Below are 20,677 nucleotides of genomic sequence, written 5' to 3' on the forward strand. Positions count from 1 at the left end.
TTTTACAAACATCCATCTAGACCCCACGTTGTGGGGTCATTTTACTGGGATCTGTCCCGGAATTAAATAAATCGAATGAAGAGGCTTATGTACAATGATACCCACGAGTTCAATGAAGCAAAAAGCTAGACAATTCCTGTATATTTTATTCCCTATTCTTATTACGCAGGTTGCTTTGTCCGCCATCACTTTTTTTGATACGAATATGTCAGGCAAATATGGTACGAATGACTTGGCCGGTGTAGCAATTGGAACCAGCCTGTGGATTCCCATCCAAACCGGACTCAGCGGTATCCTCATGGGTATTACGCCCATAGTATCTCATTTGATGGGAAATAAAAAAGAAAAAGACGTAGCTTATCAGGTCACTCAAGGCATGTGGCTGTCTCTGCTCATATCGCTCTTGGTCCTGGTGTTCGGTGCCTTTGCCCTTTCGCCAGTACTTAATTTCATGAACCTGGAACCGCAGGTGCGTGATATTGCCTTCCGTTTCCTCTGCGCTATCTCCGTAGGAATCATTCCGCTGTTTGGGTACACCGTTATCCGCAGCTGCATTGATGCTCTCGGGCAAACACGGGTCTCTATGTTCATCACGCTAATTGCACTACCGGTAAATGTAGGCCTCAACTATCTACTGATTTTCGGAAAATTCGGCTTTCCCCGTCTTGGCGGTGTTGGTGCAGGGGTTGCATCAGCCACAACCTATTGGGTGATCTTCGCCATCGCTCTGCTCTTCGTCTACCGGTCCGAACCCTTCCGAAGCTTGCAATTGTTCCGCAAATTCTACTCCATGTCCCGGCGAAGTTTCAAAGAACTGCTTAAGATCGGAGTACCCATCGGCTTCTCTATTTTCTTCGAAACGGCAGTCTTCTCCGCAGTTACACTGCTGATGAGCCGGTTCGATACCGTAACAATTGCTGCCCATCAAGCGGCAATCAATTTTGCCTCCACATTGTATATGATCCCGCTGAGCATTTGCATGAGCCTGACGATCCTCGTCGGCTTCGAGAGCGGGTCCGGCAGATTGAAGGATGCGCGGCAATACGGAATTATGGGCATCGGAACTGCTGCTGTACTCTCTCTGGTTACAGCCCTCGTGCTGCTGTTCGTAGGCAATCACGTCGCCGGCTTGTATTCAGATGAGCCCGAGGTCATTTCACTTATTCAACACTTTTTAATTTACGCTATTTTTTTCCAGATATCCGATGCAATCGCTACTCCTACACAAGGGGTACTTCGGGGCTACAAGGATGTGAATCCGGCATTTATTATCTGTTTTGTCGCCTATTGGGTAATCGGCCTGCCCACCGGATATCTACTCGCAACCTATACAGCGTTAGGTGCTTACGGCTACTGGATCGGCCTGATCACCGGTCTTGCCATCGGTGCTATCCTCCTGCTGTCCCGTCTTGTCAAAGTACAGCGCCAGTACGGACATACCAAAACCAATACTGCTCAGATATAACAAATAAAGAACAGCCCGGAATCAATCCCGCAGCTGTTCTTTTTGTTATCGGCTTTTCACCAGCAGTTCTACCGCCTCTTGAATGACTTGATTGGGAGAATTCCCTTGTTGCAGCTCCTCCTGGATACAATGCTCCAGGTTGGCTCCGATGACGGCACCTACCGTACGGTCTACGGCTGTTCGTATTGCGGTGAGCTGGATAACAATCTCCCTGCAGTCTTGTCCTTCTTCCAGCATACTTAACACGCCCCGCACTTGTCCTTCAATGCGTTTCAGTCTGTTCTTGATCCCTTTATCATATTCCATTGCTATACACTTCCTTTAGATGAACAAATTGACGCCTGAATCCTCAGCGGCCCCTAGGTAACTGGCGACGCCGCCAAATTCAACGCCTGCTATTAATTCCTCCTGCTTGATTCCCATGATATCCATACTCATTGTACAGGCCATCAGTTTTACACCTGCATGGATGGCCCCCGACATCAGCTGTTCAAGAGAGTCCACATTTTTTCGTTTCATGGTGTGCCGGATCAGCTTTGCCCCGAGACCGCCCATATTCATTTTGGAGAGGGACAATTTACGGGTACCTTGAGGCATCATCATGCCAAACATTTTATCCAGTCCCTTTTTCTGAACCTCTGGAGCCTGCTCACGACGCAACAGATTTAATCCCCAAAAGGTAAAAAACATCGTGACTTGCTTGCCCATAGCAGCTGCACCGGAGGCGATAATAAAGGAAGCGATCGCCTTATCCAGATCCCCGCTGAAGACAACCATAGTCGTTCCTTCCTTCTCGACTGTTGAGGTAAGAGGAGCTGCATCTGCGTTCACTGGCTTCTGAACTCCTTTGCGCACAAGGGCCTGAACCCTGCCCCCTGAGACATCCAAGGATTCCAGAGTATTCTGCGTCTTGAGACACCACTGCCGGATATCCGGGGCAAAGCCGAAATCTGTTGCTACAATTTCAAGCTGCTGTCCCTCTTTCATGGATTTCACGGTCTCGTATACTTTGAGTATAGGGCCAGGGCACTGCAATCCGCAAGCATCCAGCATAAGCCGCTGTTCAGTGGAACCGGAAACTTCGGGAACAGCAATCCGATTTTTCTTTTCTCCTTCTGGATCTACACCCCTGTCTATGGCCATCACAGCGTAGGTTTTATAGCCCCCGTCAACATTTTGCACGTTGAATCCATGCTGCATCAGCATTCTTGCCGCAATATACCCTCTGAGACCGACTTGGCAGGATACCGCAATCTTTTGACCAGAAGGTATTTCAGTAAGGCGGTTTCTCAGCTCTGAAAGAGGGATGTTGATGGACCCGGGAATATAACCGGCAAGAAGCTCCACCTCATCTCTGACGTCGATAATAAGCCCCCCGGTCCGTGCGAAGTCATCCACTTGGTGCCATTGAAGGTTCTTCACCATACCTTCCATTACATTCGAAGCAACATATCCAGCCATATTCACTGGGTCTTTGGCAGAAGAATACGGTGGCGCGTAGGCTAGCTCTATATCCGCCAGTTCGTCTGCTCTGAGCTTTCCCCGGATAGCTGTAGCAATCACGTCAATCCGTTTATCGGCGCCTTCACTTCCCACTGCCTGAGCCCCATATATTTCTCCTGTATGAGGGCTAAACAGCAGCTTAATTGCAATCGGGGCTGCACCAGGGTAATAGCCCGCATGTGAATTGGGATGGATGTGTATGGCTTCATATGGAACTCCCAGAGATTTCAGTGTTTTCTCATTATTCCCGGTAAGGGCTGAGGTCAGGCCAAAGGTTTTGATAATCGCTGTACCCAAAGCGCCTTCATAAGCAATGGACCGGCCATTGATATGATCTGCGGCAAGACGGCCCTGGCGGTTGGCACCCCAAGCGAGTGATACCATGGTTTCAAAGCCTTGAACTTTATCTCTGACTTCAATAACATCCCCTACTGCATAGATCTCAGGATCGCTTGTCTGCAGTGTAGCGTTAACTTTCACAGCTCCCCGGACTCCCAGCTCAAGTCCACTGTTTCTGGCTAGCTCATTCTCCGGTGAAACTCCAATGGCCAGAATAATCATATCCGTAGCAAGCGTCGTACCGGATGCAAGCTGAAGCAATCTCCCTTCCTCCTTAATCGCCTCAACACCCTCGTTCAATCGCAGCTCCACACCGTTCAGGCGCATGTGTTCTTCAACCGGTCTTGCCATTTCAGGATCGAGCGGGTTCAGTATCTGTGTTCCCCGGTCAATCACCGTCACCTCAAGTCCGCGCTCCCGCAGATTCTCCGCCATTTCCAGTCCGATAAATCCCGCTCCGATAACCGTTGCGTGCTTTGGATGCTGATGATCGACATATGACTTGATTCGATCTGTGTCCGGAATGTTTCTTAGCGTGAACAGATTATTCGCACTGGTGATCCCTGGAATTTGGGGAACAATCGGTCTTGCACCGGGAGACAGGATAAGGATATCGTAAGGAATCTTAACGACTTCACCTGTGATTACATTACGGGAAACCACTTGCTTGCTCTCGCGATCTATGGCTGTTACCTCAGTCAATGTCCGCACATCGATATTAAATCTTTGCTGTATCCCCTTCGGTGTCTGCAGGAACAGCTTCTCCCGGGAGTCTATAGTTTCTCCAATGTAATAAGGGAGTCCGCAATTGGCAAAAGAGACATGCTCTCCCCGCTCCACCAGGATAATCTCGTCTTGTTCATTTAATCTCCGCAGACGGGCAGCCGCTGAAGCCCCGCCCGCTACACCCCCAACAATTACAATTCTCTTGCTCATTCTTTTGCCTCCTCGTTAATATACCCTATGGGGTATATAATATACGGGTGGGGGTATATAGTCAAGTATAAAAAAGACCGCCTTCTCTAGGCGGCCTTGATTGAAAATATCTATCATTCTATTGGGAAAGACGGGATGCCAGCTCGTAAAGCTCGGTATCAAAGTCTTTTTTGGTATTAACAACCAGATCGATGTCTGTAAGCGTAAGCTCACCCTTGATAATGCCGCAAGCTTTGTCAGACTGACCTTCGATCAGGGAACGCACAGCAAAGTCGCCTAAACGGCTGGCCAGATTGCGGTCTCCTGGAGTTGGAGTTCCGCCACGCTGAATATGCCCAAGAACTGTAACGCGCGCGTCCAGGGAGGCGTGACGGTCTTTCAGTGCCTGAGCCACATCCTCACCCTTGCCTACACCTTCAGCGACAATTACGATACTGTGACGTTTACCTCTGGCAAAGTTGTCGCGCATACGGTCGGCTACTTCGTTCAGATCATAAGGCATTTCCGGTACCAGAATCGTTTCCGCTCCGGAAGCAAGACCGGCATGAAGTGCAATGTCCCCGCAGTGGCGGCCCATAACTTCTACGATAGATGAACGCTCATGCGAGGACATCGTATCACGAAGCTTATTGATGGCATCAACTACAACACCTACCGCAGTATCAAAGCCAATGGTATAGTCGGTGAACGAAATATCATTATCGATGGTACCCGGCAAGGCCATGGTATTAATGCCAAGCTTGCTAAGTTTGTTAGCTCCCTTATAAGAACCGTCTCCGCCGACAACGACCAATCCGTCGATTCCCATCTCGTTCAGGATATCTGCACCCTTTTGCTGACCTTCGGGGGTCAAAAACTCGAGACAGCGGGCGGATTGAAGAATGGTGCCTCCGCGCTGGATAATATCACCGACACTGCGCAAATCCATAGGGAAAATGTCACGGTTCAGCAAGCCCTGGTATCCACGCTGGATTCCGAACACTTCAATACCATAGTAGATTCCGCTGCGTACTACTGCGCGTACAGCGGCATTCATGCCCTGTGAATCTCCTCCACTGGTTAATACTGCGATTTTTTTTACGTTTGCCATCCTGTTAGTTCCTCCTTAAAATTGTGCGGAGCCCGTTCTTGATCAGAATAACGCCCCGCAGCCTCTAATACATATGTCTTCGTATCCAGCGGCTGTTCACGAAGAAGAATAATCTTGTCAGAGGACTTCTTCTCATCAGACGTCTGGATACAGAGCGAACCTCCCGCTGTTCGCTGACTTTCGGATCGGATAAATAAAGTGCCAGCAAGCCCTCGATGACCATGCGATGCATTGAGGTCTCGGGTAGATTCCGGACATCCCTGCGGGCCCACTCCACAATGGAGGCGATCCGATTCAACATGGTTTCGCTATTGTCATAATAATTGCAGAAATTAAGATCCCCGCCAGCCCGGTCTTCATCCTGATCGATCAGGTAATCCAGCATGATGTGCAAACCGCATAAATGCGGAAAGTACGCCGCCCGAATGGAAGCCGCTGCTGATGTGCTCAGCTTGGGGTCGCAAGAAGCCAGAAACAGCATAAATACGCCGAGCGTAGAGCCTGTTGCCGCCGCAAACTCATTCCACTGCAAGTGCGGGGCCCGCTTGCCTTCCACCTCCCACCATTCCTTCAGGGCAGTCTCCCTGAGATCAGGGCGAATGTGCTTATAGACCTGCAAATCCGTATACAGCACAGCCAGACCATGCACTTCTTCAACTGCCGCAGCATAGCCGGGCAAGAGTGCAGTCATCTCCTGGCATTTGCGGACAAGCCTGTGTAGATATCCCCCGTCGTTCTGCTCATTGCGAAGCGCATAATAATTACTAAGCTCAGCCTTGGGGTTAATGGCATCCAGCATGGATTGATGCAGCAGCCTGAAATCAGCAGGATCAAGAGATGTGCTGCGGTCACACAGGTTGTCCAAATAATCACTGATCGTTTGATAAGCAACAATAAGCGGAATCAGTATATGTCTCATCGACAAATTGCCAGCGGCATATATTCCGCCGCCCTGGCAGTGAAACTCTTTAGTCTCAATGCTGGCAAGCGCTTGCTTCCGTAGCTCGGGATCGGGAATCCCTTCCGCATCCTGGCGCCAGAAATGGAGACATTCCCGCACTTCCGGCAGCACGTACTTGTAGACCCTGCTCATCATCCCTATGGGACCGCGAGGGCTAAGGTAACGGCCTTGCTCAAATTCATTCAATGACAGTGCCTCCACATTGTTGTCTCCTTATCCAAATCATCATTATTATAATATGCTGAGCGTATTTGTACAAACAACAAAATCACTTTCGCAAAACAGTGAAAGATTCAGAAATCTCCAGATTTCTGCGGACATCCGGCGTTTGCTTTGTGCTATACTAGAACGCGTTCAACACTAAAGTATGGATTAGGAAGCCGTATTTCATATTCGGAGGAGTGCAACTTCATGTTATCAAGACGGACCGGAGGCCAGTACAGCGATCAAAACTGGCTGCGATCCTTTATGTTCACACTCTACGGCACAAGTGTGCTGGTAGTGTCTTATTTCCCTTTATTTTATACTCACCTTGGTTTCAGCAGCCCCCAGATCGGAATCCTGTATTCTATCGGACCTCTGATCTCCATTCTGTCCAACCTGTTCTGGAGCATGATGAGCGACCGGCTGGGAACCATCAAAAAAATCATGGCCATTCTTTTGGCCGGTCAACTGGTTACCGCACTGCTGCTGGCAAGAACTACGGATTTTGGGGCCGTGATGTTTATTTTGTCCCTTTTCTATTTCTTCTATTACCCGTTATTCCCGCTTGCGGATACGATGGCAATCAAAATTGCCCAGCGCCATGGGCGCAACTTCATTACGATCCGTGTATTCGGGTCGCTTGGCTACTCCTTTTTCGCATTGACGATCGGGTATGTGCTGAGGGCTCTGGGCTCATCGTCCAGCATAGCCGTCTGCATAGTAATCGTAGTGATTGCGCTACTTATTACCTTTGGACTGAAGGATGTCAAACGGACCGAAGAAAACAACAAGGCAGATACTGCCGCTTCCGCAGAGGAGCCACTTAAACACGGAGGCCTGAAGCAGATTTTGCTGCAAAAGGAAGTGCTATGGTTCTTCGGCAGTGTCTTCGTGCTTGCGATCGGTTACCGGATGAATGAAGCCTTCTTAACACTCAGCCTGAAAGCCATGAATGCCGGGGATGAAATTATCGGCTGGTCGCTGCTGGCTTCAGCCTTGAGTGAAATTCCGGTCTTTTTCGTCCTGAGCAAATACGGTGACAGATTCAAAGAGCTGCCGCTGCTCGCTTTTGCCAGTCTGATGTTTGCCGCACGGTTCCTGTTCATGTCTCTGGCGAATGAACCCGGTGCGGTGATTGCTATACAGGCCATGCACAGCATTTCATTTGGCATATACTACGTGACGGCCGTCCGGTATATTACGCGCATTATCCCCGATCATCTCCGTGCAACCGGCATGGCGATTTTCACTGTTGTATGGTCGAGTGCTGCAGGTCTGCTCAGTGGAACATTTGGCGGGTTCATCTATGAGGATGCCGGACGGACGGTATTCTATGTGGTGGCGATGAGCTTCTCACTGCTCGCCTTCGTTGGTTTTTTGTCTAAACACCTGGTGGACACTGGCTTCAGTATCGCCCGTTATACCCGCCGCAAAGGCAATTAGTTTCTATCAAGGGGCTGCATTTCTTGCGATTGGCGGCCCTTTGTGGTTCTAACCGGATAAATAAAAAAACACAGTTCCCGAAAGAACTGTGTGCTTTGAAATTGCTGATTATCACTCTTGTAAGTGTTGCCATTCCAAAAATATATGTTGTGACTGACAGACAAACTGTCCAGCCGTTTATTATAGTTTAACTACGTTAGCTGCTTGAGGACCGCGGTTACCATCAGTAATATCGAATTCTACCGCTTGGCCTTCATCCAAAGTCTTGAATCCGTCGCCTTGAATTGCTGAGAAGTGAACGAATACATCTTCGCCGCCTTCTACTTGAAGAAAACCATAGCCTTTTTCTGCGTTAAACCATTTTACTGTACCTTTCAAATGAACAACCTCCTAAAAATACCGCCATATATGACGTATGCTTACATTATACCCCAACTATACCTGCAAATCAATCCATCATTTCCCTGCTCCAGTGATAATATTTGCTTTTCACTTCCCCCGTGCGTTATCATTGAGCCAAAAGCCAAAAATCGCCAGGGTGGTAATGATAATGATCAAAAAACATGAAATATACAAAACAGACAAATGGAATATGATGACGGTAGAAGTTCAGGGGCGCTATATTGTTCTCCGCGAAATTTCCGATCAATGGGGAGAAGAAACGCACACCTTTATGAGCCGTCCAGCTATGATGCAATGGGTCAACAACCGTTTCAACAAAGAATCGTACAAAGATAATGAAGAAGAGTACAAAAATATCATCGCTGCCTTCAAACAGGTCTAGCCGGGAATGGATAACGAGAATTTAGTTATTTTTATTATTGTTGTTCTCTGTCTTGGAGCAGTACTGGTCATGGGCAAGGAAAAAGTGCCGCCGCGCCTCAAGCGCGGCATGGCTCTGACTGCGGTCATTCTGATCGCCATGGCTTTTATCTTCATTATTTATAGCTTGCTGGCATAGCTTCTGAGGCTGGATCATAAATAATCAGGATTTGGTAGGGCATACTAAGTCAACCTTAAAATGTTAAGGAGGCTTCCGTTATGTCCTTTTCCGTCAAGTCCCTCCCGTTGCTGCTTGCCTTAAGCCTGCTGCAGGGTGCTCCCGCTTCATACGCGGCACCACAGAAGAATATGCCTATTACATCCCATCATCCGAGGAGGATCTCTATGGAACAATTATTGAAGAGAAGTGAAGTGCCCGCCGAAAACCGCTGGAAGCTTGAGGATATGTTCGCCTCACAGGAGCAATGGGATGCAGAATATAAGGAAGTCAAGGAGCTGATTGATGGCGCCGCTGATTTCCAGGGCAAACTTGACTCTCCCGAAGCACTCAAAAAATGCTTTGAGCTCGACGATAAGCTGTCCCTGCTTACCGAACGCCTCTATGTCTATGCGCATATGCGCCAGGACGAGGATACGGCTGCCCCGACCTATCAGGCCCTCTCCCAGAAGGCGAAGAAGCTTGGAGTGGAAGCCGGGGAAGCCCTTTCTTTTGTTACACCGGAAATCCTTGCCCTGCCAAATGAAAAGCTCGACCAGTTCATTACCGACCCTTCCCTGTCAGACTACACCTTCACCTTGACGGAAATGAAACGCGAGAAAGCTCATGTTCTGTCCAAAGCGGAGGAAGCACTCCTGGCCCAGGTAGGTACTCTTGCGCAAGCGCCGCAAACCGTGTTCAGTATGCTGAACAATGCAGACCTTAAGTTCCCGAAGATCAAGAATGAGGAAGGCAAGGAAGTCGAGCTAACACATGGCAGCTACATTCAGTTCCTCGAGAGCCCCGACCGTGAGGTTCGCAAGAATGCTTTCAAAGCGGTGTATGAGACGTACGGTAAGCAAAAAAATACAATTGCTGCCACGCTAAGCGCAAACGTCAACAAAAATGTCTTTTACTCTCGTGTGCGCAAATATCCCTCTGTTCTGGAAATGTCCCTCTATGGCGACAACATCCCCAAAGAGGTCTACACAAACCTGATCGATACCATTCATGAGAGCCTGCCGCTGATGCACCGTTACATGAAGCTTCGCCAGAAGCTGATGGGTGTTGACGAGCTACATATGTATGACCTGTTCGCACCGCTCGTGGACGAATACAAGCTGGATATCACTTTTGAAGAAGCCAAGAAGATTACCAAAGAAGGCCTGAAACCACTCGGCGAGGACTATCTGGGTGTGCTGCAGGAAGGTTATGACAAGGGCTGGATTGATGTCTACGAAAATGAGAATAAACGCACTGGCGCTTACAGCTGGGGAGCCTACGGTACCCATCCTTATGTGCTGCTGAACCATAACGACAACCTGAACAGCATGTTCACACTGGCTCATGAAATGGGCCACGCCCTGCATTCCTACTATTCGGACAACACGCTGAAATACCGGGATGCACAGTATACAATTTTCCTCGCAGAAGTAGCTTCCACAACCAACGAAGCGCTGCTGATGGATTATCTGCTGAAGAAGTCAACCGATCCGAAGGAAAAAATGTACCTGCTCACTTATTATGCCGACCAGTTCCGTACTACGGTGTTCCGGCAAACCATGTTCGCTGAATTCGAGAAAATCATCCACCAGCGCGCCGAAGAAGGCGAGTCCCTGACACCTCAGGATCTGTCGGAAATCTACTATGACCTTAACGTCAAGTACTATGGCAAGGATATGGTCGTGGATCAGGATATCGAAATGGAATGGGCACGGATTCCTCATTTCTACAACAGCTTCTATGTGTACAAATACGCTACCGGCTTCTCGGCAGCTACCAGCTTCGCCAAGCAGATTCTGGAAGAAGGCAAACCGGCGGTAGATAAATATCTCGGCTTCCTGAAGAGCGGCGGCAGCGATTATTCGATCAACATTCTCTCCAAGGCAGGCGTTGACATGTCCTCACCTGCACCGATCCGCGAAGCGATGAGTGTCTTCGAAAGCGTGATCGAACAAATGGAACAGTTGACCAAATAAGGCATAAAGCTTAGTATTACTGTAATCCCTTGCCCTCTGCGGGCAGGGGATTTATCTTGTCATCTATGCTTAGAGGAGGAAGTTTCATGAGATTGCAATGGTCACTTATCTTAGGCTTGATTTTCGCCTTGCTCACAGCCGTGTTCGCAGTCATCAATGTGGACCCGGTTCAGGTTAATTTCTATTTTGATGTTGTCAGCATTCCGTTGATCCTGGTCATTCTTGGCTGTGCGCTGATCGGCGGGGTGATTGTCGGCTCTTACGGCATTTTTCGCCAATACAAACTGCAGAAGCAGATCAAAGGCCTTACGGCAGAGCTAAACAAGCTCCGTGATGCAGGAAATTCCCTGGATGCGGTGCCAGTAAATCAGGATAGCTTTAACGCAAACAGCACGTCCCAGCTATAAGATAACCCGTAAGAAAATCAAATATATGTGTTGAACTGAAGCTATTTGGAATAAGTAAAACTAAATTGGTTGAAACCCTGGCTACAGTATATAGAATGTAAATCCACAGTTTCACAGAAAAGCTATATAAAAATGAGCATAACCCAAAATAGCATGTACTGATTATATCGCTTATAAAGAACAGGAGGACTTTACCTTGCTTACCATCCAACCTAATGAAGAGTACATTCTAACCATTCTCAAAAAATTGCTCGATACTCCCAGCCCCAGCGGCTTCACGACTGCGGCCATGAACCTTGTGGCTGAGGAAGCGGCAGCACTGGGTGTACCTTTGAGCTGGAACGAAAAAGGCGGAGTGATTCTGAACGTTCCCGGACTTGATCCTGCTCGCACCATCGGCATCAGTGCCCATGTGGACACGCTTGGAGCCATGGTGCGCTCAATCAAACCGAACGGCACACTGCGTCTTACCTCTGTCGGCGGCTTTACCATGAACAGCATCGAAAATGAATATTGCGTCATTCACACCCGCACCGGATTAACCTATACCGGCACAATTCTCAGCAGCCATCCTTCGGTCCATGTCTACGCAGATGCGCGTGACTTCAAGCGCTCAGAGGAAAATATGGAGATCCGGATCGACGAGCTGGTCTCCACCAAAGACGATGTGCTGAAGCTCGGCATTGCCGTAGGTGACTTCATCTCCTTCGATGCGCGGGCGGTTATCTCACCCAGCGGCTATATCAAATCACGCCATCTGGATGACAAAGCCAGTGTAGCCGCTCTGCTCGGGCTGCTAGAGAGCATCAAACGCGAAGGCTGGAAACCGCTGCATAACCTCTCTCTGCTGATCTCCAATTACGAAGAGGTGGGGCACGGTGCTGCCTGGATTCCTGGAGAGATCAGCGAGATGATCGCGGTCGACATGGGTGCCATGGGTGATGATCTAAGCTGCAAAGAGACCGATGTCTCCATCTGTGCCAAGGATTCCTCCGGACCGTATGATTATGCCATGACCGGCCGGCTGATCGAACTGGCGAATAGTCTGGCAATTCCGTTCGCAGTCGATATCTACCCGCAGTACGGCTCCGATGCCTCCGCCGCCCTGCGAGGCGGGAACAATATCCGGGCTGCGCTGATCGGCCCAGGCGTACATGCCTCCCACTCCATGGAGCGCACCCACAAGCAGGCTGTGCTGAATACAGCCAAGCTTCTCGCAGCATATGTGGGCGCGAACTGAGGCCACACTTGCTGGCCTGAGGCGGGCTTCACAGCGCAGGCCATGGCTCACAGCCGCCGTTCTCCTGACGGCGGCTGTTGCTGTTGTGACGGCGGCTATCGTGATGCTGACGAAGCCACAACCTAGGGAGGCATTCCATGGCCTCCCTCACACGTACAGCTACCTGCAGGCGGACAGCTCCGGCCAAGTGCAGCTGCATATGATGTCAGCGGCACCGGCTGACATCGTGCTGCGCAGCGCAGGTACACCGCTGCGCCCGATTGCCGCCTACGGGATTAACGGCGGCTTCTTCTACGGCAGCGACCTGCTGTCGGTGGCGATCCTGAATGACCGCCCGGTGAACGGAGTTCAAGGGGCGTATGGCTCGGGCTGGTTCAACGCCAAATATCCGCGTGGAACACTGGTATGGGACGGGGCGAGCGGGACGATGTCGGTTCAGGTCGTCTCCTCGGGAGATGACCTGTCCGTCACGGACCGCAGGCATTACTGGGCGCAGGGCGGGATCAGCATGAACCTGCAGCATGAAGAGGTGTGGCAGGCAGCGGCAGCCGCAGAGCATCTGCCCTATGCTGACGAGCAGCGGATGCGCTCGGGGCTGGTCTACGATGGGAACGGGAAGCTGTGGCTGATCGTCACACCATCGCTCTGTACGGCAGAGGCATTCCGTACAGCCATTCTGGAGACCGTCCCCGGCGAAGCGCGGGAAGGGATCTTCCTCGACGGCGACGGTTCCTCGCAGATGAATGCCGAAGAGGCTGTGCTGACCGGCGACTCGCGTCCGGTTGTGCAGATGATTGCCCTGGCAGGCGGCAGCTAGCCTGCCGGGCAGGATCCGCCGGATGAAATAACGGATTAACATCATCAATAGCCAACAGGAAGTCTCCTGTTGGCTCGTATAGGCGGACGCTTGCACAGCCAGGTATCTACCGGCTGGTGATGGCGCCCGCTTTTTTATAATAAGCAGGCAGGTTTCCAATCACGGAAACCTGCCTGCTTGGATTTCTGAATGCTTATTCCCATACCTGGTCTATTCTATCCGAATAGTACAGGATTGCACGGCGGTAGCTGCTGATTCCTTCGTTGACAGAAGTCTCCGCAAGCAATGTAAGCAGTAACTTCATCGCTTCACTATGGCCGCCCAGATTGTGTAGCGTCATGGCCAGAAAAACCGCAAATTCCTTCTGCTGCGGAAACTCGTGCAGCCCCTGCTCAAGCACTTCCTTGGACCGGGTATATTCCCCCAGTGTTCGATAGGTGCTGCCAAGTCCCAGAAGTGCACCCATGCGCTGCTCGGTGGGCAGGCCCAGTGACAGACTGCGCTCGTAATAAGGGATGGCCTCCCGTTCGAGGCCCAGCACATCATGCGTCCAGGCCAGCTGATAATGCAGCTCAGCATTCTCTTCATCCCCGCTCAGCAGTGCAAGGAGCAGTTCTCTTGCCTCTTCAGCCTTGCCGGCGGTGCGAAGGGCCACCGCGGTTTCAAACGAATAAGTCAATCTCTTCTGCCTCCTCTTTGCGCTGTAAAGCCGCACGCTATACGAAAGCACAGCAACCAGGGCAGGAGCTCTGATTGCTGTGCTAGTGTCACAAATTGGTGAGTCATCAAGCCTAAAAGCAGGGTAGCCATCTCTGGGATGACGTTAAAATGTCGCTTGGTATCACAGATTAACGGATACCCGAGTCCTAAGCTTTGCCGGCAATTCTCTCTGCCAGCTCATTCAGATACGTCCAACGCTCCATCAGTCGCTCCAGCTCCGCTTCTGCCTGCCGCTGCTTCTCCACCAGCTCCTGAAGCTTACCGGAATCTGCAAAGGCTGCTTCCATCTGTACGCTGATGTCCGCCAGATGCTGCTCCGCCTGCTCAATGGCCTCGTCAATCCCCTCATATTCACGCTGTTCCTTGAAGGTGAATTTCAGCTTTTCTCTGGAAGAAGCTGCGGTTGGGGCAGCCTGTCCTCCTTGTTCTGGTACGGAGCCGCGCTTGCCTGCACTCTCTTCTACTCCACCAGCCGGGACATTCTTCGCCATCCATTCCTCGTATTCACTGTAGTCACCTACATGCAGACGAATGCTTCCCTGTTCAAAAGCAATCAGCTTATCCACCGTGCGGTCCAGAAAAAACCGGTCATGGGATACGGTAAACACTACACCCGGGAATTCATCCAAATAATCCTCCAGCACGGCAAGTGTCCCGATGTCCAGATCGTTGGTCGGCTCGTCCAGCAGCAGTACATTAGGCGCTCCCATCAGGACACGCAGCAGATAGAGCCGTCTCTTCTCTCCTCCGGAGAGCTTGGAAATGGGCGTCCACTGCATAGCCGGCGGGAACAGGAACCGTTCCAGCATCTGTCCGGCTGTAATTACACTCCCGTCCGCTGTGCGGATGATCTCCGCTTCTTCTTTTACATACTCTATGGCCCGCATAGTGTCATCCATATCCTGATGCTCCTGGGTGAAGTACCCCAGCTTGACGGTTGCCCCCAGCTGCACCTCTCCGCTGTCCGGCTGAAGCTTGCCGGCAATCAGATTCAGCAGGGTTGATTTGCCGCTGCCGTTCGGACCCACAATGCCTACCCGGTCCTGTGGCACCGCGATATAGGTCAGATCCTTAATCAGTGTCCGTCCATCCATTGATTTGGTAAGATCCTTCATCTCGATGATTTTGCGGCCCAGACGGGTCGAAGCCACGGAAATGTCCAGTGCGCCCGTTGAAGCCGCGCCTTGGCTGTCCTTCAGTTTCTCATAACGGTCGATTCGGGCCTTCTGCTTGGTCGAACGGGCCTTGGCGCCCCGGCGGATCCAGGCCAGCTCGGTGCGCAGCAGATTCTTGCGCTTCTGCTCCATGGATGCCTCACGCTCCTCGCGCTCAGCCTTCAGCTCCAGGAACCGCGAATAATTCGCTTCATAACGGTACAGCTGTCCGCCGTCCAGCTCCAGCATGACACTCGCTACCCGCTCAAGGAAATAGCGGTCATGGGTTACCATCAGCAGTGCGCCGCGCCGCTTCTGGAGATATTGCTCCAGCCAGGCTACCGAATCTGTATCGATATGGTTCGTAGGCTCATCCAGGATCAGCAGCTCAGAAGGTGTAATCAGAGCTGCTGCAAGAGCAACCCGCTTGCGCTGTCCACCGGACAGCGTCTCCATGCGCGCATCAAACTGCGTGATGCCGAGCTTTGTCAGCACGGTTTTGGCTTCGCTCTCCAGCTGCCACGCCCCGGCGGCGTCTATGGCTTGTCCGATCTGTACCAGACGGCTCTCCAGGACAGAGTCGCCCGGGCTTTTATCCAGAAGAGACAACGTCTCCATATACTCCCGCATGGTAGCGAGCTCTGGTTCATCCCCGGCAAAAACCTGCTGAAGCACAGTATTGTCCGGCTCATACGGAGGATTCTGTGCCAGGTACTGCACCCGCACCGAATTTCCTATGGAAATTTGTCCGTCATCAGCTGTATCCAAACCCGCGATAATCTTCAAAAAAGTCGATTTTCCTGTACCATTCACACCGATGACGCCAATCTTATCCCTGTCATCCATTCCAAACGACGCATCCCGGAACAATGTTTTTTCCCCATAGCTCTTGGAAAGATGTTCCACGGTCATAATAATCATGATCTGTCCTCGCTTGCCTTATATTTTAAACCGGATCTGTATTCCTTATTGTCCTGCCGGTAAATCTCCAAGTGACGCATTCATATTGGCGACGGCACCGCCGATAAAGAGGCTGGCTGCAAACTTAGTCCGTTTGTGCGCATCCTCTTCCGAGAAAGAGGGGTCAAACAGAATATCCATCTTCAGCCGGTCCAGCATGCCGATGTACGACTTCGCCATCAGCTCCGGCTCGGATGCCCCGCCTTCCAGCAGCACCTTCACTACAGCCTGCATATACTCATCCATAAATAGCGCCATGTAGGCTACCAGCTCAGGATTGTTATTCGGCGCCCGAAAAAAAAGCTTCGTGTGCTGCTTGCGCTCGTAATAGTAAAATAAATGATGCTCTGCAATGACGGACAGCTTCCCGGTCAGACTACCGCTGGCCCGCAGCTTGCCTTCCAGCTGCTGAAGAAAACCTTCACAGTCCCTCCGGGTGACCGCCATGAACAAATCCTCTTTATTTTTGAAATATAAATACACCGTGCCTTTGGCAATCCCTGCACGTTCTGCCACTTCCGACATCTTCGTTTCGTAGAAACCGCCTGAACCGAAGAGCTCGTAAGCGGCATCCAGAATGGCTGTATGTTTGTGAATGGACGCGCTGCTCACCGGTTCACCTCCTTCAATAATGCGAATATAGGTTTTATATATGATATGAAAAGCACAACGATCTGCCGCCTCGCGTCATAGCCCGCCGACCAGCAAGGCGGCAAGACCGCCCAGAATGGAGCTGACGGCATTGACCGCATCGTTGTCCATCCAGCGCCAGCCGCGGGCGTACACCGTAGGCTGACCGCAATGCCGCGAGGCTTCCACCTCGCGGCCGCAAACGGTGCAGCGGTTCATGCGCTGCACCGTTGCCCCCAGGAACGAGTCGGCGAAAGCGCCGACGAGCCCCCCTAGAAGTCCTGCCAGCGTAAGCAGCAGGACGGAGTGCTCAGGCATGCCGGAGGCTGCCCTCAGCAGCCAGGAGGCAACGCCGATCAGGGCGCCGCCTGCAGCGGCAGCCAGGGTGCCCGGCAGCGAGACACCACCCGAGGTGCCGGGCGGCAGAATACGCCCCGTCAGCACAGAGCGGGGCGGCTTCTTGGCGAGGGTGCCAATCTCCGTCGCCCAAGTGTCGGACGTCACGGTCGCCATGACGCCAATGAACAGATATCCCCAAAGCTCCAGGGGAAATATGGCGTTCAAGAGCACCAGCAGCATGCCAAGCCCGCCGTTGGCGAATACCTGGCCGGCGTCCCGGCGTCCTGTTTTGTCATAGGTGGCTTCCAGTTCTGCCTTATTCTCATGGTGAAGCTTCGAGAGCAGGCTGGAAGAAATGAAAAACAGCAGCAAAATACCAAACCAAAAGGCATTCCCTGCCCCAAAGTAGATCGTTCCCATCGCAACCGCCGCCAGCATCCCGGAAAAGCTGAGCGATTGCTTATAATAAGCCGCCCCAGCCACCAGCAAGGCGCCGCAGAAGCCGATCACCCATTGCAGCACTTCAAGTCCCGTTACCATATGCTAACCGATGAGACAGGTGCCCAATAAGCGATCGCCCCAAAACAATTCGAACGAATCGCCTAAAGCCACAGGGCCGACACCTGCCGGAGTACCGGTAAATATAATATCATCTTTGCCCAAACCGTAACGGGCGGCAATGAACTCTACAATTTTTTGCAGTGAAAAAATCATGTTCTTGACGTTCCCGCGCTGCACCTCCACACCATTCTTGCGAACGGTGTAATCCGTCGCTTCCAGCTCATCCGTTTCCGGAAACGCAATATAGGGGGTCAACGGAGCAGCATTCCTGAAGCCTTTGGCAGGCGTCCAGGGCAGACCCTTTTTTTGCAGATCGTTGTGCACATCGCGTAGGGTGAAATCCAGCCCCAGGGCCATGACATCCACCAGCTCCTGCACGCTCATGCCAGGTACATAGTCCCGAGCAATCCGCAGAACAATCTCACCTTCGTAATGAATCAGTCCGGCATCCTTCGGAAGCTGGATAATGGCCTTGTCGAGGGGAACCGCCGCATGGGAAGGCTTCAGAAAGATCAATGGCTCCACTGGTACCTTGTTGCCCAGCTCCTCCGCATGTTGCTTGTAGTTTCGTCCAACGCAGTAGATATTGTTAACATCAGCGCACATTCATTCTTCAGCTCTCTTTCCCGTCAATTATAAGCTTAAGCTATATTTCCAGAAAGGTATCGCCCCAAATGTCGGGACGGTTCGTACAGATCATGATATCTGAATGCATCGCAGCCAGACGGCGCATCTCTTTTGCCTTATTCACCGTCCAGGCCATCACCCGCACCCCGCGCTCGGCAAGCAGCTTCGCCAGACCCGGATTCAGCCGGTCAAAGCTGATGGACAGAAAGGAGCAGCCCAGCTCCGTCAGCTTCCTCGCCGGGTCGCCGGACCTTGCGTCATAGATCAATCCTGTGCGGAAACGGGGGTCCAGTTCCTTGATCCGCTGCAGCGCGCCGGCATCGAACGAGGTCAGAACTACCTCATCACGCATGCCGTGAGTGTTGACAAGATCAATCACAGCTTTTTCCAGCCCGGGATACATTTCACCGCTAGTCTTCAGCTCAATGTTCAATCGCAACCTGCCGGAGGCAAGCTGCAGCACCTCTTCCAGAGAAGGAACGCGTTCTCCGCGAAATGCACGGCCTTTCCAGCTCCCTGCATCCAGACGCCGGACATGTTCATAATCCATATTCTTGACTTTGCCGTGGCCGTTGGTTGTGCGGTCTAGCGAGAAGTCATGAATGACTACGGGGACACCATCTCTGGTAAGCTGAACATCAATCTCCATCCATCGTACAAAAGGGAGCGCAATGGCCATCCTTATGGCAGCAAGGGTGTTCTCCGGAGCTTTTCCGGAAAAACCGCGATGGGCCACACACATATTTTTCATCGTTAGCACCTCCGGCAGAAGTATGGTCTATGCCTGCGCCTACTTGACAACCTCAACTACGCTTCCGTCATTGCCGATCCTCACAAGACCGGAGGACAGGGATTCCACTTTGTGCAGCAGCAGTTGGCCGTCCACTTCATTCATTGGCACCGGCTGCGCCAGTTCCGCATTCATCGGTCTGAGCTTCATCGAACACTGCCCTTGTGCGCTGCACTCCGCCTGAAACACAGCGGTATCCCAGGTGGCCCGGGTTTGGGAACGGGTGAAAATAAAGTTGCCGGCGCTGTAGGCGATCCATTTGCCCTTATACGGCTCAATCCCCTGTAGCACATGCGGATGCCCGCCCATGACCAGATCTGCTCCCGCATCAATGAAGCTGTGCCCGAGTGCCTGCTGGACGGAATCATATTGTTCCATCCGCTCTTTGCCCCAGTGTACCATTACAATGACCAGATCTGCTTGGGTCCTGGCGGCAGCGATAGCCTTCAGTGCCTCTGTGCTGTCATACACCGAAGCCACTCCGGGTTTGCCAGCCTCAGCCTTCCATTCCATCACAGGCATTACACGTGTGAATCCAAGCAGGGCAATACGGATGCCATTTCGCTCAAAATACTTGGCGCTGTATGCCTCAGCTGCATTCACTCCGCCCCCTACATACGGAATGCCGCGTTTGTTCAAATGTTCAAGAGTGTCCAGCAAACCTTCCTCACCCTGATCCAGAGTATGGTTGTTCGCCAGATTCACCGCATCCACACCAGCAGCCTTCAAGGAATCCAGTGCCTTGGGATCGCCTTTGAATACAAACTGCTTGTTAGCGGCGCCTATCCCTCCGTTGGTGATTGGTGTTTCCAGATTGAGAACGGTCAGATCATCCTTCTTGAACATGCCATCCAGAGCGGCGTAAGAGTAGTCATAGCCTTTTTGCTGCAGGATTTCACCCGCTTTGCCTGAGAAAATGACATCTCCCGCAAAATTCAGCTTCACGGTCTTCCCGGCATTCTCTGGAAGGCCTGAAATTGGGCTGCTGCCGGAGCTCTGAGGGGAGCCCGCATCATCGGGATCGGCCGTCCCTTCCGGTACAGCGCTTGCTTCAGGAGCAAGTGAAGGAACGGGGGCCGTAGGGGCCTGAGTTGTCTCCACAGCCGGTTCAGATGAAGGCTCCAGTTCTGGTGAAGATTCCGGAGTCGGCTGAGAGGATACTGTAGCTTCGGGTACTGTTTCTCCCTGCTCCGGTGATGGAGAACTAAATATTGCTGCAGCCGGCGGGGGATTGTCGCTTGACTCTCGATCGCCCATAAAAGCATAAGTCAGCAGTGCAGCGATCATTAGAAGCAGGCTTGCGTTAATCCATGCCCAAACCATTCTGCGCCGGCGCTTACTGCTTTGCTTGTTGTTTTTTCGGGTACGTGAACGCGGCGGATACATGAATGCAAGTAATCTCCTTTGCCCTAAAATTGTTTCTATTATAGCATAAGTCCCGCCCCATCCTCCAAAATAGAGAGGCTCACCCAAAGTGGATAAGTGGAAACGGCTTCGCCGTCCTTTTAAGGGACGGAATCCGTTTCAGCGAGA

20 protein-coding genes are annotated in these 20,677 nt (G+C 51.6%); 8 read left to right on the top strand and 12 right to left on the bottom strand.

What is annotated here, in order from left to right:
* The first annotated feature begins 94 nt into the window (after positions 1–94).
* Positions 95–1,465: an MATE family efflux transporter gene (locus tag ACTJKB_RS04330; protein WP_440832006.1), complete on the top strand. Its 1,371-nt coding sequence runs from the start codon at positions 95–97 to the stop codon at positions 1,463–1,465.
* A 45-nt stretch (positions 1,466–1,510) separates the two neighbouring features.
* Here ACTJKB_RS04330 and ACTJKB_RS04335 read toward each other — a convergent pair whose 3' ends face one another.
* The 4 genes from ACTJKB_RS04335 to ACTJKB_RS04350 all read right to left on the bottom strand — a co-directional run bounded on the left by ACTJKB_RS04335 (position 1,511) and on the right by ACTJKB_RS04350 (position 6,480).
* Positions 1,511–1,771 carry a metal-sensitive transcriptional regulator gene (locus tag ACTJKB_RS04335; protein WP_074086095.1) on the bottom strand — a complete coding sequence of 87 codons (261 nt, stop codon included), beginning with the start codon at positions 1,769–1,771 and terminating at the stop codon, positions 1,511–1,513.
* 15 nt (positions 1,772–1,786) lie between these two features.
* A complete protein-coding gene (locus ACTJKB_RS04340; protein ID WP_440832008.1) occupies positions 1,787–4,243 on the bottom strand; it encodes a CoA-disulfide reductase in 2,457 nt (818 codons plus the stop codon).
* A 118-nt stretch (positions 4,244–4,361) separates the two neighbouring features.
* Positions 4,362–5,333 (bottom strand): 6-phosphofructokinase, encoded by a 972-nt coding sequence (pfkA, locus tag ACTJKB_RS04345; protein WP_440832010.1) that lies wholly within the window; start codon positions 5,331–5,333, stop codon positions 4,362–4,364.
* Between the two features lie 64 nt (positions 5,334–5,397).
* Positions 5,398–6,480 carry a tetraprenyl-beta-curcumene synthase family protein gene (locus ACTJKB_RS04350; protein ID WP_440832719.1) on the bottom strand — a complete coding sequence of 361 codons (1,083 nt, stop codon included), beginning with the start codon at positions 6,478–6,480 and terminating at the stop codon, positions 5,398–5,400.
* 225 nt (positions 6,481–6,705) lie between these two features.
* Here ACTJKB_RS04350 and ACTJKB_RS04355 point away from each other — a divergent pair, with 225 nt between their 5' ends.
* Positions 6,706–7,941, top strand: coding sequence for an MFS transporter (locus ACTJKB_RS04355; RefSeq protein ID WP_440832011.1), 1,236 nt, complete (start codon positions 6,706–6,708; stop codon positions 7,939–7,941).
* A gap of 180 nt (positions 7,942–8,121) precedes the next feature.
* Here the strand turns inward: ACTJKB_RS04355 and ACTJKB_RS04360 are convergent, their stop codons facing one another.
* Entirely contained in the window at positions 8,122–8,319 is a 198-nt protein-coding gene (locus ACTJKB_RS04360) for a cold shock domain-containing protein (protein WP_019911834.1), read from the bottom strand.
* Positions 8,320–8,491: 172 nt separating this feature from the next.
* Here ACTJKB_RS04360 and ACTJKB_RS04365 point away from each other — a divergent pair, with 172 nt between their 5' ends.
* The 6 genes from ACTJKB_RS04365 to ACTJKB_RS04390 all read left to right on the top strand — a co-directional run bounded on the left by ACTJKB_RS04365 (position 8,492) and on the right by ACTJKB_RS04390 (position 13,363).
* Positions 8,492–8,725, top strand: a complete 234-nt coding sequence (locus ACTJKB_RS04365; protein ID WP_074086091.1) for a hypothetical protein — start codon at positions 8,492–8,494, stop codon at positions 8,723–8,725.
* Between the two features lie 6 nt (positions 8,726–8,731).
* Entirely contained in the window at positions 8,732–8,902 is a 171-nt protein-coding gene (locus ACTJKB_RS04370; RefSeq protein WP_379153789.1) for a hypothetical protein, read from the top strand.
* 206 nt (positions 8,903–9,108) lie between these two features.
* Positions 9,109–10,899: an oligoendopeptidase F gene (gene pepF, locus ACTJKB_RS04375; RefSeq protein ID WP_440832012.1), complete on the top strand. Its 1,791-nt coding sequence runs from the start codon at positions 9,109–9,111 to the stop codon at positions 10,897–10,899.
* Positions 10,900–10,985: 86 nt separating this feature from the next.
* The gene (locus ACTJKB_RS04380) at positions 10,986–11,306 is read left to right on the top strand and encodes a LapA family protein (protein WP_440832013.1); all 321 of its coding nucleotides are present in this window, start codon (positions 10,986–10,988) and stop codon (positions 11,304–11,306) included.
* Between the two features lie 196 nt (positions 11,307–11,502).
* A complete protein-coding gene (locus tag ACTJKB_RS04385; protein ID WP_440832014.1) occupies positions 11,503–12,546 on the top strand; it encodes a M42 family metallopeptidase in 1,044 nt (347 codons plus the stop codon).
* Positions 12,530–13,363: a hypothetical protein gene (locus tag ACTJKB_RS04390; protein ID WP_440832015.1), complete on the top strand. Its 834-nt coding sequence runs from the start codon at positions 12,530–12,532 to the stop codon at positions 13,361–13,363. Before ACTJKB_RS04385 ends, ACTJKB_RS04390 begins: the two co-directional genes overlap by 17 nt.
* A 193-nt stretch (positions 13,364–13,556) precedes the next feature.
* On the opposite strand, the gene ACTJKB_RS04395 is transcribed toward ACTJKB_RS04390, so the two are convergent.
* From ACTJKB_RS04395 to ACTJKB_RS04425, 7 genes are all read right to left on the bottom strand, one after another.
* Entirely contained in the window at positions 13,557–14,042 is a 486-nt protein-coding gene (locus tag ACTJKB_RS04395) for a tetratricopeptide repeat protein (protein WP_440832016.1), read from the bottom strand.
* 187 nt (positions 14,043–14,229) lie between these two features.
* Positions 14,230–16,158, bottom strand: coding sequence for an ABC-F family ATP-binding cassette domain-containing protein (locus ACTJKB_RS04400; protein WP_440832018.1), 1,929 nt, complete (start codon positions 16,156–16,158; stop codon positions 14,230–14,232).
* Positions 16,159–16,203: 45 nt separating this feature from the next.
* Positions 16,204–16,809: a TetR/AcrR family transcriptional regulator gene (locus ACTJKB_RS04405; protein WP_440832020.1), complete on the bottom strand. Its 606-nt coding sequence runs from the start codon at positions 16,807–16,809 to the stop codon at positions 16,204–16,206.
* Positions 16,810–16,884: 75 nt separating this feature from the next.
* Positions 16,885–17,685 (bottom strand): DUF92 domain-containing protein, encoded by an 801-nt coding sequence (locus ACTJKB_RS04410; protein WP_440832721.1) that lies wholly within the window; start codon positions 17,683–17,685, stop codon positions 16,885–16,887.
* 24 nt (positions 17,686–17,709) lie between these two features.
* Positions 17,710–18,333: a fumarylacetoacetate hydrolase family protein gene (locus ACTJKB_RS04415; RefSeq protein ID WP_440832021.1), complete on the bottom strand. Its 624-nt coding sequence runs from the start codon at positions 18,331–18,333 to the stop codon at positions 17,710–17,712.
* A gap of 40 nt (positions 18,334–18,373) precedes the next feature.
* Positions 18,374–19,105 carry a glycerophosphodiester phosphodiesterase gene (locus ACTJKB_RS04420; protein WP_440832022.1) on the bottom strand — a complete coding sequence of 244 codons (732 nt, stop codon included), beginning with the start codon at positions 19,103–19,105 and terminating at the stop codon, positions 18,374–18,376.
* A gap of 39 nt (positions 19,106–19,144) precedes the next feature.
* Positions 19,145–20,530 (bottom strand): CapA family protein, encoded by a 1,386-nt coding sequence (locus ACTJKB_RS04425; protein WP_440832023.1) that lies wholly within the window; start codon positions 20,528–20,530, stop codon positions 19,145–19,147.
* Between the last annotated feature and the right edge of the window lie 147 nt (positions 20,531–20,677).

This window comes from Paenibacillus sp. 22594, assembly GCF_052044425.1.
GTDB lineage: Bacteria > Bacillota > Bacilli > Paenibacillales > Paenibacillaceae > Paenibacillus_AQ.

What these genes read in the sequence shown, in the direction of transcription:
- ACTJKB_RS04330 (WP_440832006.1), top strand. Translation starts at nt 95, where the DNA reads ATGATACCCACGAGTTCAATGAAGCAAAAAGCTAGACAATTCCTGTAT.
- ACTJKB_RS04365 (WP_074086091.1), top strand. Translation starts at nt 8,492, where the DNA reads ATGATCAAAAAACATGAAATATACAAAACAGACAAATGGAATATGATG.
- pepF (WP_440832012.1), top strand. Translation starts at nt 9,109, where the DNA reads ATGGAACAATTATTGAAGAGAAGTGAAGTGCCCGCCGAAAACCGCTGG.
- ACTJKB_RS04420 (WP_440832022.1), bottom strand. Translation starts at nt 19,105, where the DNA reads ATGAAAAATATGTGTGTGGCCCATCGCGGTTTTTCCGGAAAAGCTCCG.
- ACTJKB_RS04355 (WP_440832011.1), top strand. Translation starts at nt 6,706, where the DNA reads ATGTTATCAAGACGGACCGGAGGCCAGTACAGCGATCAAAACTGGCTG.
- ACTJKB_RS04390 (WP_440832015.1), top strand. Translation starts at nt 12,530, where the DNA reads ATGTGGGCGCGAACTGAGGCCACACTTGCTGGCCTGAGGCGGGCTTCA.
- ACTJKB_RS04400 (WP_440832018.1), bottom strand. Translation starts at nt 16,158, where the DNA reads ATGATTATTATGACCGTGGAACATCTTTCCAAGAGCTATGGGGAAAAA.
- ACTJKB_RS04380 (WP_440832013.1), top strand. Translation starts at nt 10,986, where the DNA reads ATGAGATTGCAATGGTCACTTATCTTAGGCTTGATTTTCGCCTTGCTC.
- ACTJKB_RS04340 (WP_440832008.1), bottom strand. Translation starts at nt 4,243, where the DNA reads ATGAGCAAGAGAATTGTAATTGTTGGGGGTGTAGCGGGCGGGGCTTCA.
- ACTJKB_RS04370 (WP_379153789.1), top strand. Translation starts at nt 8,732, where the DNA reads ATGGATAACGAGAATTTAGTTATTTTTATTATTGTTGTTCTCTGTCTT.
- ACTJKB_RS04335 (WP_074086095.1), bottom strand. Translation starts at nt 1,771, where the DNA reads ATGGAATATGATAAAGGGATCAAGAACAGACTGAAACGCATTGAAGGA.
- ACTJKB_RS04425 (WP_440832023.1), bottom strand. Translation starts at nt 20,530, where the DNA reads ATGTATCCGCCGCGTTCACGTACCCGAAAAAACAACAAGCAAAGCAGT.
- pfkA (WP_440832010.1), bottom strand. Translation starts at nt 5,333, where the DNA reads ATGGCAAACGTAAAAAAAATCGCAGTATTAACCAGTGGAGGAGATTCA.
- ACTJKB_RS04415 (WP_440832021.1), bottom strand. Translation starts at nt 18,333, where the DNA reads ATGTGCGCTGATGTTAACAATATCTACTGCGTTGGACGAAACTACAAG.